The 13,278-nt window shown below is 70.8% G+C and carries 10 protein-coding genes; 1 reads left to right on the top strand and 9 read right to left on the bottom strand.

The features are described 5' to 3' along the window. The first annotated feature begins 56 nt into the window (after positions 1-56). Positions 57-662 (top strand): GtrA family protein, encoded by a 606-nt coding sequence (locus FKO37_RS28040; RefSeq protein WP_134662756.1) that lies wholly within the window; start codon positions 57-59, stop codon positions 660-662. Between the two features lie 398 nt (positions 663-1,060). On the opposite strand, the gene FKO37_RS28035 is transcribed toward FKO37_RS28040, so the two are convergent. The 9 genes from FKO37_RS28035 to FKO37_RS27995 are packed head-to-tail and all read right to left on the bottom strand — an operon-like array spanning position 1,061 to position 13,266. Continuing rightward, entirely contained in the window at positions 1,061-3,391 is a 2,331-nt protein-coding gene (locus FKO37_RS28035; protein ID WP_134662755.1) for a condensation domain-containing protein, read from the bottom strand. Further along, positions 3,388-4,374: an ornithine cyclodeaminase family protein gene (locus FKO37_RS28030; RefSeq protein ID WP_167756439.1), complete on the bottom strand. Its 987-nt coding sequence runs from the start codon at positions 4,372-4,374 to the stop codon at positions 3,388-3,390. The genes FKO37_RS28035 and FKO37_RS28030 overlap by 4 nt, the downstream gene beginning before the upstream one ends. Next, positions 4,371-5,156 carry a thioesterase II family protein gene (locus FKO37_RS28025; RefSeq protein ID WP_238606427.1) on the bottom strand — a complete coding sequence of 262 codons (786 nt, stop codon included), beginning with the start codon at positions 5,154-5,156 and terminating at the stop codon, positions 4,371-4,373. Before FKO37_RS28025 ends, FKO37_RS28030 begins: the two co-directional genes overlap by 4 nt. A gap of 35 nt (positions 5,157-5,191) precedes the next feature. Continuing rightward, positions 5,192-6,325 (bottom strand): acyl-CoA dehydrogenase family protein, encoded by a 1,134-nt coding sequence (locus tag FKO37_RS28020; protein WP_238606426.1) that lies wholly within the window; start codon positions 6,323-6,325, stop codon positions 5,192-5,194. Continuing rightward, entirely contained in the window at positions 6,315-8,231 is a 1,917-nt protein-coding gene (locus FKO37_RS28015) for a B12-binding domain-containing radical SAM protein (protein WP_238606425.1), read from the bottom strand. The genes FKO37_RS28020 and FKO37_RS28015 overlap by 11 nt, the downstream gene beginning before the upstream one ends. Further along, a complete protein-coding gene (locus FKO37_RS28010; RefSeq protein WP_134662751.1) occupies positions 8,228-10,009 on the bottom strand; it encodes a non-ribosomal peptide synthetase in 1,782 nt (593 codons plus the stop codon). The genes FKO37_RS28015 and FKO37_RS28010 overlap by 4 nt, the downstream gene beginning before the upstream one ends. After that, positions 10,002-11,291, bottom strand: coding sequence for an MFS transporter (locus FKO37_RS28005; protein WP_238606424.1), 1,290 nt, complete (start codon positions 11,289-11,291; stop codon positions 10,002-10,004). Before FKO37_RS28005 ends, FKO37_RS28010 begins: the two co-directional genes overlap by 8 nt. Continuing rightward, on the bottom strand, positions 11,288-12,286 hold the full coding sequence (locus FKO37_RS28000; protein ID WP_134662749.1) for a methyltransferase domain-containing protein: 999 nt from the start codon (positions 12,284-12,286) through the stop codon (positions 11,288-11,290). The genes FKO37_RS28005 and FKO37_RS28000 overlap by 4 nt, the downstream gene beginning before the upstream one ends. Beyond that, complete coding sequence (locus FKO37_RS27995; RefSeq protein ID WP_238606423.1) at positions 12,283-13,266, bottom strand: TauD/TfdA family dioxygenase; 984 nt, start codon at positions 13,264-13,266, stop codon at positions 12,283-12,285. The genes FKO37_RS28000 and FKO37_RS27995 overlap by 4 nt, the downstream gene beginning before the upstream one ends. Between the last annotated feature and the right edge of the window lie 12 nt (positions 13,267-13,278).

The following is a 13,278-nucleotide window of genomic DNA, read 5'->3' as shown; positions in this document are numbered from 1 at the left end:
CGCTTGTCCGCAGGGCGTCCGGATACCGGGGAATAGCCCTGTGTATAGTTCAGACGGTGTCGGTTGTTCGGAAAGCCTTGACGCTCGTGCCAGCTTTTGCGCGTCCTTACGTTTTTCGGCATCGAGCACTTCTTAAGTTCGCACTCGTCGGCGGCGTGTGCTTTCTGGTCACGTTCTTCGTCAACTACGCGTTAAAGTACACCGTCCTGCGGGAAAAACCGGTTACCGCCATGATCGTCGCGACCATCGTCGCGACGATCGTTTCGTATGTGCTGAACCGCGAGTGGTCCTTTCGCTCCCGCCGAGTCCGCGAGCGACGGCACGAAGCCGCCCTCTTCTTCGTGCTCAGCGGTGTCGGGGTAGCCCTGAACTCGACACCGCTGTATCTGTCGCGGTACGTGCTCCAGCTGCACGTCCCGGTGGTGTCTCTCGTAGTCCAGGAAGCGGCCGATTTCGTCAGCAGCCTCATCGTAGGAACGTTTGTGGCAATGGTGTTCCGCTGGTGGGCCTTCCGAAAATGGGTCTTTCCTCGCGAGTCGGACGAAGGCGATGCGGTGGAGAGCCCGGGGTCGGTGCAAACCATCGCACAGGGGAGACCGCTGCGGCCCGGTCTCGACGTCGGCGAGATGCCGGAAGGCGAAGGGCGCCGATCCGCGGGGTAGCGCCGAGAGACGCATGAATGCGTCAAATCGGTTGTGGGGACGCGGGTCGACCATCGCGCACGTTGCTCAGCCAGGGCTGAGGTGCCGCGGGGAGTTGAGATTCCGCCGACAGGGGGCTGGCCAAGGAACGCTGAAGCTGACGGTGGTCGCGGATCCGGATGCCTGTCCCACGACGCGAATGCCGCCTCCGGAAGATCGCCGTCGGCCTCATGTCCGGGAACACCTCAGTGCATGTCTCCTGGAGACAAGCGGAAGAGATTCTCCGGCGCCTTCGGAAGCGCCGGAATCCAGTCGTCCGAAACTCGGCCACGTCGCGGGATCTGATCGCTGTTCGGTGCCGACCGCTGAACAGCCGGTCCGCGCAGCGGCGGACGGCCTTGGCTCGCTGTCCGGGTGAGTTATGCGGCCGAAGCGAGCAAAGCGTGTGCCAGCAGCGGGCCGAGGCGGCGCAGAGCCGCCGGCCCGGTCAGTTCGCCGTGTGCGCAGTCGACGTCGTGGGTGATGATGCGACCGCCGATGTACGGGCGCCACTGCGCCGGGTTTGCCGGCTCGGGGTTGCGAAGGGCGCGGAAGAACAGCAGATCGCCGTCGAACTCGGCGGCGGGGCGCGGTGGCATTGCGGCAAGGGAAGCAGCGAAGGCGTTCACCAGCGTGTCCAGTTCCGCGGGCAGCTCGTCCGTTGTCGACAGCCCCAGCGACCGGCGCAGGGCGGCCTCGCTCGGCACGTCGTCGCCGGGCTTCGGAGGACAGGGGTGCGCGTCCAGCAGGGTGAGCAGGCTGACTCGTTCGCCGGCCTCCTGCAGCCTGGCTGCGGTCGCGTGGGCGAGGTTCCCCCCGAACGACCAGCCGAGCAGCCGGTACCCTCCTGCGGAGGGGATCGAGCGGATGCGGGAGACGAGGTCGGCCGTCAGGTCGTCGAACGTCGGCTGCCCGCGCCGCCCGCCGTCGAGCAGCGGCGAGTCCAGCCCGAGGACGGGTATTTCGGCGGGCAGATGCCGGGTCAACTCGAGGTAGACCGAGCTGACGCCGGCGGCCGGGGGAACACAGAACAACGGCGGCGCGTCCCCGCCGCCGCGCAGGAGCGTCACGGCCGGCGCGCCCTCGGCCGCATCCCCGGCCGAAAGCCGCGCGGCCAGTTCTCGCGGGCTTGGCGCGGCCACGAGCGTCCACAGGTCGAACCTGCGGCCCAGCGATCGCTCGACACGGCGAGCCAGTTTCGCGGCGAGCAACGAGTGGCCGCCCTCCTCGAAGAAGCTGTGTGCCGGATCGAAGCCAGGCGTGCCCAGGACTTCCCCGAACAGTGCGCAGAGCCGGCGCTCGAGCGCTTCGTCGCGGACCTCCGGAGCGGCCCGCCGCGCCGGTACGGGCATCGCAGCCGGCCACGGGTCGTCCGGCGGCACGATCGCGCCAAGCGGAAGGTCCGGAGCCGCCGCGACCTGTGCCAGGACAGTTTCGAACAAGCCTGCGAGCCAAGCCGCACCGACATTGTCGAAAAGCGCCGTGGCGTATTCGAGCGTTCCGGTGAACCCGGCGGCGGCGTCGCCCGCGTCGACCGCGAATGTCAGGTCGAACTTGGCGGTTCCGGTCCGCGCAGGAAGAAGCCTGCCGACGCATCCGGCCAGCTCGACGTGGGCCGGGGCGTCGTGCTGCAAGAGCAGTGCGATCTGGAAGAGCGGGTGTCTGCCGGGCGCGCGAGGCGGGTTCACCGTCTCGACCACTTGCTCGAACGGGACGTCCTGGTGGGACTGAGCGGTGAGCACTGTCGTGCGGGCCCGGCCCAGCAGCGCGGAGAACGTATCGTCGCCGCTCACGTCGACGCGCAGGACGAGCGTGTTGACGAAGTAGCCGACCAGCCGCTCCAGTGCGGTGTCAGTGCGGCCGGCCACCGGCGAACCGATCACGATGTCTTCTCCTCCGCCGGCGAGGTGCAAAGTCGCGGCCAGGCCCGCGTAGAGGACCATGAACAGCGAAGCCCGGTGCTCGCGGGCCAGGTCGGCCAGCCGCAGCGCGCTCGCCGTGTCGACGCGGAACGGCACCACCGCACCGGCGGACACGGGACGCTCTGGACGCGGTCCGGCGACAGGCAGCGGTTGCTGGTCGGGAAGATCGCTCAACCGGCGGTGCCAGAACGACAGCTGGAGCCCGGCCAGGCTGGTCGGATCGGCGGGGTCGCCGAGCAGATCCCGTTGCCACAGCGCATAATCCGCGTACTGCACCGGCAGTTCTCCAGGCCAGACGGGAGCGTGGCCCGACAACCGGGCACGACAAGCCGCGGAGAGGTCGGCCAGCAGCGGCGCGACGGACCAGCCGTCGGCCACGGTGTGGTGCAGCACCAGCAGCAGGCGGCTGGTGCCGTCGGCGAAGACGAACAGCCAAGCGCGCAGCAACGGCCCGGCCGCAAGGTCGAATTCGCCGCGGACGGCGTCGGCTACCAGGTCGTCCACCGCGTCGGCCTCGGTCGCGACGACGTGCAGCGGCGGCCAGCCTGCGGGCCGGGGTTCGAAAATGTGCTGGACCGGCGTGCCTTCGTCCTCGCGGAACACCGTGCGGAGGATTTCGTGCCGGTCCAGCAGGTCGCCGAGCGCCGCGCGCAGCGTCTCCTCGGAGGGGACGCCGGACAGCGCCAGCTGCAGCGGCAGGTTGTAGGCGGCGCCGGCTCGGTCCAGCCGGTGCAGAAACCACAGCCCTTCCTGGCCGTAGGACAGGGGGATCGCTTCGGCGCCGCTCATTCGTCGGCGTCGGCGAAGTCCAGCCGGGTGCCGATCCCGGCCGCCGCGGCACGGCGGTGCAGCAGCAGTCCGGAGTAGACGTCCTGAGCCGCCAGCCCGAGGGACTTGAACAACGTCACCTCGTCCGCGGATTGGCGGCCCGGGCGCCGCCCGGCGAGAACCTCGCCGATCTCGGCTTGGATGCGGTCCATCGCGAAGTGCCCCTCGGCCACGGCGGCGAGCAGATCGCCCGACTCCCGTGCCGCGGATTCGCGGCTGTCGGCGAAGACACGGCAGCGGCCGACCAGTTCTCCGGTCAGCTCGCGCGCATGCGGGAAGGAGGAGCCGACCGCGTTCAGGTGAGCGCCGGCGTCGGCGGCGGCCAGCACGGGTTCGGCGCTGGCGGTCACGGTGCACACCACGTCCGCTCCCGATGCCGCTTCCGCCGCGGTCGCGCAGACTTCGACGGGGCAGTCGACGCGCTCGCCTGCCCACTCCGCGAACCGTTCGGCACTCTCTCGGCGGTGGTTCCACACGGACACTGTTTTCGGCGGCCGGACGATCGCCATCGCTTCGAGGTGCGACCGGGCCTGTACGCCGGAGCCGAGGATCGCGAGTGTGCTCGCGTCCGGGCGGGCGAGCGCGTCGGTGGCGGCCGCGGACGCGGCGGCGGTCCGGATGGCGGTGATCGCGGCACCACTCGCCAGCGCGCAGGGTTGCCCCGTGGTGCGGTCGAATACGAGCACCAGCCCGGCGTGCACCGGCAGCCCTCGTTCGGCGTTCTCCGGAACGACCGACACGGCCTTGAGCCCGAACCCTTGTTCGCCTTCGCTGACATGGGCGGGCATCACGGCGAGCACGTCGCCCGACGGGGAACGCACCATGTGCCGGACAGGTTGTTCCACGGCGCCGCCGCTGAACGCGCGGAAGGCGGTCCGCATCAGGTCCACTGCGTCCGCCATGGGAAGCAGCTCACGCACGTCGGCGGCGTTGAGCACGATCACGGGCGGGCTCCTTGGTCGGCCGGGAGGGGAACTGTGCGCAGTGCGGCTGCGAGGTCGCTGAACACGGTCCCGGCGAACTCGTCAGCGCGTTCTTGGAGGAAGAAGTGACCGCCGGGGAACAGCCGGGGGCCGGTGAGCCGGGCGGCGTGCGCCTTCCAGGCATCGAGGCTTTCGGCCACAGTGACCGGATCGTCAGCGCCCCCGTATACGGCGACCGGCATCGGCAGCGGCGGCTCGTCGCGGTACCGGTAGCTATGGCACAGCGCGAAGTCGGCGCGCAGGACCGGGAGCACCAGTTCGCGGACATCCGGGTCGTCCAACAGCTCGGAGGCCGCCCCGCCCATTCCGGCGACTTTGGCGCAGAATGTCTCGTCGTCGTCGGTCGTGGCGGGCATCGTCGTCGGCGGCACTCCCTGAACGGGCCAGCACGCGGACGCGAGGAACAGGGGCGGCCGGGCACCGTCAGCCAGCAGGAACCTCGTGGCGCGGTAGGCGAGCATGGCGCCCATGCTGTGCCCGAAAAGCGCATACGGGCCGTCCTCCTCGGACAGCCAGCCGGCGAGGGCGCGGGCCGCGGTGTCGCAATCGTCGAAGGAGGCTTCCCGGTGCCGGGCCTGCCGTCCCGGCAGCCTGATCGCGCGCAGCTCGGCCCACTCCGGGACGAAGGGCGTCCACGGCCGGTAGGACGACGCGCCGCCGCCCGCGCAGGGCAGGCAGTACAGCCGGACCTGTGCCGCGGGGCGCGGCTCGAATGTCTGGTACCACAACGGGTTGGTGCTCATCGATGGCCCCTTTCTCGGCCGCGCGCGTCCGCTCGTCAGATCAGCGACTGCGCGATGGTCTCTTTCATCACTTCGGTCGTACCGCCGTAAATCGTCTGGACCCTGCTGTCGACGAAAGCCCGGCCGACCGCGAACTCGTGCGTGTAGCCGTATCCGCCGTGCAGTTGCAGGCAGCGGTCCGTGGTGCGCTGCGCCAGTTCGGTGTTCCACCACTTGGCCATCGCCGCTTCGTCCGCCCCGAGCATGTCGTCGGCGTGCGCGGCGACGCAGCGGTCGGTGAACGTCCGGGCCACCGACAGCTCCGTGGCGAGTTCGGCGAGCACGAAGCGGGTGTGCTGGAGCGCGGTCAGCGGGCCGCCGGAGACCTCGCGCACGCGGCAGTAGCCGACCGTGTCCGCGAACACGCGCTCCGCTCCGGCGAGCGCGGACACCGCGATCCACAGTCGTTCCTGTTTGAGATGACGCAGCAGGTAGCCCATCGCGCGGCCCGGGTGCCCGACGACATTCGCGGCGGGGACCGATACGTCTTCGAAGACCATTTCGACGGTGTCGAGTGCGCGCATTCCCAGTTTGTCGATGCGCTTGCCGACGGCGAACCCGGCGGCGGTGCGCTCGACGGCGAACAGCCCGAAGTCGGTGTCGCGTTTTCCCGTCTTGGCCAGCACCAGCACCAGATCGGCCAGTTCGCCGTGCGAGATGAACGTCTTGCGGCCGGTGAGCCGGAATCCCCGGCCGTCCGGCCGCGCAGTGGTGCGCAGACGGGTGAGATCGCTGCCCGCGTCGGGTTCGGTGATGGCGATCGCAGTGATCAACTCGCCTGAACAGAATCCGGGCAGCCACCGCGTCCGCTGCTCGGGCGTCGCGAGCGCTTTCAGGTAGGCGCCGACGACCTCGTTGTGCAGCGACAAAGCCGGTGCGTGCACCCCGGCCGCGGCGAATTCCTCGGCCAGCACGACGTGGTACCGGTAGTCGTCCGCGCCGCCGCCGCCGTATTCGAGGGCCAAGTCCATGCCGAGCAGGCCGTGCTTGCCCGCCGCCCGCCAGACGTCCCGGTCGACCGCCCCTGCGCGTTCCCAGTCCGGGTAGCGAGGCAGCACTTCCCGCTCCAGGAACGTCCGCACCAGAGCGCGGAAGTCCTCGTGTGCCGCGGTGAAAAGCTCACGCCGCATCGAAGACCTCCGCCCGGCCGTCGGGAGCCAGTGCGGACCAGGAGGGCATGATGTCGCGGAGCCGGTTCATCATCGCCTGGCAGTAGGCCGCGTTGTGGTCAAGGCTGCGGTGCCGCGGGTAGGGCATCTTGCGGCGGCCCGTGTGGTCCGCGCGGACGCGGTCGACGCCGCTCGGCGCACCCAGCAGGTCCAGCGCCTCCGCCGAAGCCTCCAGCTCGACGGCGTAGCGCGACGTTGACTTGATTTCGAGCTGCCGCAACGGAAGCGACGGCGGGGCGAAGGGTTCTCGGTAGACGTACGGCCGGGCGAGCAGATCCAGTTCGAAGGCAGCCTGGCGGCGGGCGGTGTCCAGCCAGCCGTGCTCGCGCAGGAAGTCCCGCAGCAACCGGTCGAGTTCGGCGCGGTGGGAGTGCAGGACGTAGTGCAGCACCTTGCCGGTGTTGTTGATGTCGTAGTTGCGGAGCCCGGACACCGAGTCGGCGAAGAACGCGCAAATCGGATCGCCGGCGCGGGCGCGGAAGAACTCGGCCGCGCCGGCGAGGAAGTCCCCGTAGGAGCAGGTGCCGTCGCGGTCCAGTTCCCGCGCGGTGAACTGCGCCGCACGGCCGTTGTAGAGGCTGATCACCGCATAGGTGAACCAGATCCCCGAGTCGTAGTCGGCCCGGTCGACCCACTTGGTGCCTACCACGACGTCGGCTTCGGCCACCGCGTCGTCCACCCGCACGGTTCGGATGCCGAGCACTTCCTGCTGCGCGTGCATCGGGGTGTTGTGGAGCAGGAGCTGTGGATAGGTGACGATGGCGTCGGCTCCGGAGCGGCAGAGCCGGTCGACGCCGTCGCGGAACGACCGGAGCGTCTCGCCCGGCAGGGGCCAGATGAGCTCGGTGTAGGAACTGATCCGTTTTTCCTTGAGCTTCGCCTGCAGGGTGACGTAGGTGCTCTCCCTGATGTTGGCTCGCTCGACAATCTTCAGGGTCTCGTCGCTCATGGTCTGCAGCGACACCGGCTGGCTGGCCAGCAGGCCGCCCTCGACCAGGAGCTCGGTGATTTCGGTGACCCGGTCCGGCCGGTTCTTGGCCGCCTGCATGGAAATCATCATCGGATAGCCGTTGCGCTGCTTGCACGCGACGAGGTGCCGCGTCAGTTCGACGTCCCGCGGCAGCGCGCCCCAGTTCGCGTCGGCGAGGAACACGCTTTCCACCCCGTGCTCGCTGATCCACGTGAGGTCGTCGAGCACCCGGTCCTGGTCCCAGCGGTACACCTTGTCGTTGGTGGCCGCGCCCCAGTAGCAATACGAGCACTTGAACGGGCAGCCGCGGTTGGTCTCGACCACCGCGAACGTGTAGTCGCCCCCGTCGAAGATTCCCGCGGCGAACGGGGACGGGATCTCGTCGAGATCGCGCAGCCGGGCGGCTTCCTCGGTGGTGCGAAGGGTGTCTCCGTCGTAGAAGCTGATTCCCGGCACGGCCGCGAAGTCCGGCTTTCCGGCAAGCAGCGCGGCGAGGAACGCTGAGAATGTCGCTTCGCCCTCGCCGTTGCACACCACGACGCGATCGCGGCCGGGCGGCACGTAGGCGGCGGCGTGGTTCATCACCTGCGGGCCGCCGAGGATGACGTACGCGTCCGGCCGGCGTTCGAGCAGTCCGTCGAGCAGCCTGGTCATCGCCCGCATGTTCCATAGGTAGCAGCTGAGCGCGTAGACGGCGGTGTCTTCTTCGGCGAGCAGCGCCGCCAGCACGTCCTCCACCGGCGTGCCGGCCGGCTGCGAAACGATCGTGAAGCGGTACGCCGCCGCGATCGCCGGGTCCTGCTGGGCGTAGGCCTGCAGGTACCCGGATGCCAGCGGAAGGGTGTTGGGGTACAACGGCAATTCGACGAAGGTGACCCCTGTGGTGGCGGTGTTCATGCCTGCGCTTCCGTTCCTTCCAGAGCGGCGGCGAGCTCGCTCAGCACCTCGTGCTCGAACAGGTCTTCGGCGCCAAGCCGAAGACCGCGCTTGCGGGCTTTCGCCGCGACCCGCATCGCCGCCAACGAGTCGCCGCCGAGGTCGAAGAAACTGTCGTCGCGGTCGGCGGCGGTGATGGGCAGCACCTCGCACCACAGTTCGGCTATCAGGCCCTCGAGGCCGGTCAGCGTGCCGGCGCCGGCAGCCGGACCGGCTTGCGGGGGCAGCGCGGCCAGTGCTGCCCGGTCGGTCTTGCCGTGCGCGTTCGTCGGAAACGCGGCCAGCACGCGCACGGCTGCCGGGGTCAGGTAGTCCGGCAGGATTGCGGCGAGCTCTTTGCGCAGCGCGTCCGGCTCCGGCGGCGCGGCAGGGTCGGCGGGAATCACGTGCAGTACGAGAATCCCGCTTCCGGGGGCAGGCTCATGCACGACAGCCACCGCGTCGGCCACCGGGGGCAGGGCGCGCGCCGCCGACTCCACCTCGCCGGGTTCGATCCGGAACCCGCGCAGCTTGACCTGGCTGTCGGCGCGGCCCACGAATTCGAGTGCGCCGCCGCGGAGCAGCCGGACGACGTCTCCGCTGCGGTAGAGCCGGGCCGGGCCGCCGGCGAACGGGTCGGCGACGAAACGCGCCGCGGTCAGCCCCGGCCGGTCGAGGTAGCCCTGCGCGACGCCGCGTCCGCCGAGATAGAGCTCGCCGGTTCCGCCGATGGGGACAGGCCGCAACCGCTCGTCGAGAACGTGCCCGGTGACTCCGGTGAGCGGGACCCCGATCGGCGGGGGTCCCGCGGAAGCCCCGCCGGAGGCGAAGTCGTGGCAGGTCGCCAGCATCGCGGTCTCTGTCGGGCCGTAGACGTTGTACACGGCGAACGGCAGGTGAGCCGGGGGATCGGCGCGCAGCTGCTCGCCGCCGACGAGGAAGGCCCGCAAACGGGAACGCGACGCGTGCCACGGCTGGGCGAGGACCGCGGTGCCGAGCGCGGTAGTCAGGAAGCACACGGTGATGCGCTCGTCGCCCAGCCACCGGGCCAGTCCCTCAGCCGAGCGGAAGACGCGGTCCGGCGGGATGCACAACGTCGCGCCGTGCGCCAGGCACGGCCAGACCTCGAGCGACCAGCCGTCGAACGACGGTCTGGCGATTTGCGGCATCCGGTCGGCCGCGCCGACCGCGAATCGCTCGCCGTACCACTGAACGAGGTTCGCCGCCCCGCCGTGAGTCACTTCGACTCCCTTCGGGGTTCCGGTCGAGCCGGAGGTGTAGGTGACGTAGCAGGGCTGCCCGAGCAACGGAGCCACGACCGCCGGCGTGCCGCTGCCGGGTCCGGGCGCGACCGGGATCACCGGGTGCCCGGGTGGCAGGCGTGCCGCGCCGGCTTCGTCGGTGAGGACCGGCGGCGCCCCGGCGTCGGCCAGCATCGTGGCCAGCCGGGCGGGCGGTTCCCGCACGTCGAGGCCGACGTAGGCGCCGCCGGCCAGCAGCACGCCGAGTGCCGCGGCGACGAGGTCCGGCGACCTGTCCAGCAACAGGGCCACGCGGCCGCCCGGCCGGAGGCCGTTCGCGACGAGCCGGGTGCGGACCGCGTCGGCATGCCGTACCAGCTCGGCGTAGGTCAAGCTGCCGCCGTCGTGCTCGACGGCGGGCCTTCCGGGGTGCCGTGCGGCCTGGTGCAGAACGGCCAGGGGCACTGCCGGCGGTGCCGCACGGGACGCAGGCTCGTCGGTGTTCCGGTTGTCAGCCATCGGTCTCCTCCAGCCCTTCGTTCCCGCGCGGTATCTCCGCGCCCCTCGTCACCAGGCCGTACGCTGCGGCCGCGACGGCCAGCGCCGCGCCGCCCGCGACGATCGCGACCCGCGAGCCCGCGGCCTCGGCCAGCCAGCCGATGGCGAGGCTGCCCACCGGGTAGGCGCCGACCACGGCGATCCCGTACAGAGCCATCACGCGGCCTCGCTGGCCGGCCGGTACGGACAGCTGCACGGTGCTGTTGGCAAGCGGCAGGAACATCTGCGCGACGAACCCGCAGCACAGCAGCATCACGGTGAACGTCCAGAAGGTCGGCAGCTGACCCATCACCACTTCCCCGAGCCCGAGCAGGCACGCGATCGCGGCGAGCAACCGCGTGCCCGGCCGGTGGCGGAGGGTGTAGCGGGTGGCGGCCACGGCCCCGCCGAGAGCACCCGCCGCGAGGACCGACGAGAGCAGGCCGAATCCCCCCGCGCCGCGTTGGAACACCTGTGTCGCGACCACCGCGAGGATCGTCACGAAGCTCGTGCCCATGGCCGAGAGGCAGAACACCAGAGTGATGAGAGCGCCGAGCCCGGGGTGTCGCAGCACTTCCCGGTAGCTCTCCCGGAGCGATTTGGTCCGCCGGGACGGGACCGCCGAGACGCGCAGCTCGCCGGGACGCATCCGCAGCAGCGCCAGGACGACCGCGCCGAAGCTGACGGCATCCACGACGAACAGGGGCCCGGTGCCGAGCACGCTGATCAACGCGCCGGCCACAGCCGGTCCGGTCACGCGCGCCACGTTGAACACCACCGAGTTCACCGCCACCGCCGTCGCGACCTGCCCTGGTTCGACCATCTCGGAAGTGAAAGCCGCACGCACCGGGGTTTCCACCGCCGACACGGCACCGGCCAGCAGGCACAGCACGAGCACTTGCCACAGCTGGATCGCTCCGGTCAGCACCAGGACACCGCACAGGAGGCTCAACCCGCCCAGAACCGTGCCGGAGAACATCAGGAAGCGCCGCCGCGTGACGCGGTCGGCGATGTCTCCTGCCCACAGCGAGAGCACCAACGTCGGGCCCCACTGCATTGCCGCGGCTGTGCCAAGGGCGACCGCGTTGCCGCCGGACAGGTGCAGGACGAGCCAGTCCTGTGCGATGCGCTGGATCCAGGTACCGGTGATCGACACGACCTGGCCGAAGGCGAACAGCCGGTAGTTCCGCTGGCCGAACAGCGCGCGCAGCGAGCCGCCGCGGTCCGTGGCAGCGGATCCGGCTCCGGACTGGGGGGTGGTCACTTGACCGCCGTTCCGACCAGCGCGGGCCGGGGGACCAGGTAGGCCCATTGCCCGTCGGCGGTGCGCTCGAACCGCGGCCGGGCCTGCCTGCCGTCCTGCGTCGTGAACCGAAAGATCTCCTCGGCCCGCCGGGCCGCCCACGCGGACACGTCCTCCGGCCCCAGCTCGGCCTCGGCCTTGACGAGGCCGTACATGTCGGTGAGGTAGCGGCCGAGCCGGAGCCGTGCTTCCTCGCGGGTCGGCGCAGTGGTCACGTAGGGGTCGAGGATCTCCGTGACGCGGTACGCGCCGAACCCGGCCGTGGCCAGATGGTCCTCGATCATCGCCCGGGTCAGGTGCGGGTAGCGGTGTCCGGTCGCCGAATGCGGATCGACGATCTCGGCGAACCAGGTGTCCATCGGCGAGCCGGTTTCGAAGTCGTGCAGGACGAAGGCGCCCCCGGTCCGGAGCGCGCGCCGCGCTTCGAGCGCGACTCCGGACCTCTCCTCCTCGGGGATGTGATGGGTGCCGTAGGCGAGCAGGACGCCGTCGACCGAACCTTCCCGCACGACGAGGTGCTGGGCTCGCTGCAGGACGGCGGGGCTGCCCTGCGCCCATGCCGCCGAGACCATGTGCGGCGCACCGTCGCAGGTGAGGATTTCGGCGTCGATCAAGCCGAGCCGGTCGTTGACCTGGCGGACCAAGCCGTTGCCGCCCAGGAGGTCCAGCACCACCGCGTCGGGGCGGCGCACGGTCGGCCCGAAGAGACCGAGCAGCGCCCGGATGCCGTCCGCTCGCGCGGAGAGCTGGGCTGTCTGCGCCCGGACGTAGGCGCCACCGCGGCCGCCGGCGGTTTCCGGACCGAAGTCGCGCGCGCTCCCGTCCAGGGCAGCGGACGCCGCGGCGGCCAGCCGGAGAGGGTCCAGGCAGCCGTGCAGCCGCGGGGAAACAGTCCGCAGAGCCGAAGCCTGTGCGTCCAGGTCCCTGCCGTCGACGATCATCGCTTGCGCTGTCACGAAACCGCCTGCCCGGAGATCACGTGCCCGCCTCGCGGCCGCCAGGCGCGCGAAGCGCGGAAGTCGACGTGGACGAAGACCCGGTGCAGCCACCGGTCGGTCCCGTCGTGCCGCGGGGCGAACCGCGACCGGCCGTGCAACGCGACCCGGTTGTCCACCAGGGCGAGGTCGCCGGGGGCGAGCACCAGGTCGGTGCGGACCTCTTCCAAGGCCCAGGAGAGCTCGGCGAGCGCGCCGGCCGCCGCGCCGTCTGTCGCGTGCGTGCTGGTGAAGTCGACGCGGACGCTGGGGTCTTCCACGCTGCCGTACAGCACGGCGTGCGGCTCAGCGGCCGTTTCGCCGGATCCGAACGACGCCGGCGCTTCGGTGACGAAGCGAGGCTCGCGCAGTACGTCGACCGTCCCGCTGTCGAGCAGCCGGACCGCCCGTCTGCCCGACGCGGTCCGGAGCGCTGCCGCGTCGTCGTGGTCGTTGCGCAGGCACAGCAAGCCGACGACGTCCGGCCGGTGCGGGTGGAACGCGTTCTCCACGTGCAAGGTCAGCGGCGCGGACCCCGCGTTGCCCGGGAAGTCGGCCATCCCGGGAACCGGCACCACATCGTGCACGAGGCTGCCCCCCTTTTCGTCGGCGAAGCCGACCGGTTCGCCGATGCAGAGCGCGAGGGACACCAGGAGCGCCGCCGGCTGCGTGGCGTACAGCTGGAGACTGTCGTAGCGGCCAGGGGTGGGAGGGAGGGGGCCTAGCGGGAGTCCCTTGACCAGCAGCACCCCGTCCTCGCCGGCGTCGTGCCGGAACCGGCGCAGGGCCGCGCCGATCCTGGTCGGCAAGGCGCACGAGGCAGTCCGCGCCCGGTTCATCCACAGTGGACTCTCCAGCGCGGTTCCGTCGGCGAGCTCGCCGGTCAGGCGGGTCAACGCCTGGGCTTCCTCCGCCGTCAGGACCACCGCGCGGCCGTCCGCAGGCATGGTCGTGCGCTCCATAGGGCTCCCGCC

The sequence above is a fragment of the Amycolatopsis sp. Poz14 genome (assembly GCF_006704225.1).
Classification (GTDB): Bacteria; Actinomycetota; Actinomycetes; order Mycobacteriales; family Pseudonocardiaceae; genus Amycolatopsis; species Amycolatopsis nivea.
Note: the sequence above shows the minus strand (reverse complement) of the source record. Positions and strands in the feature narration are given on the sequence as shown.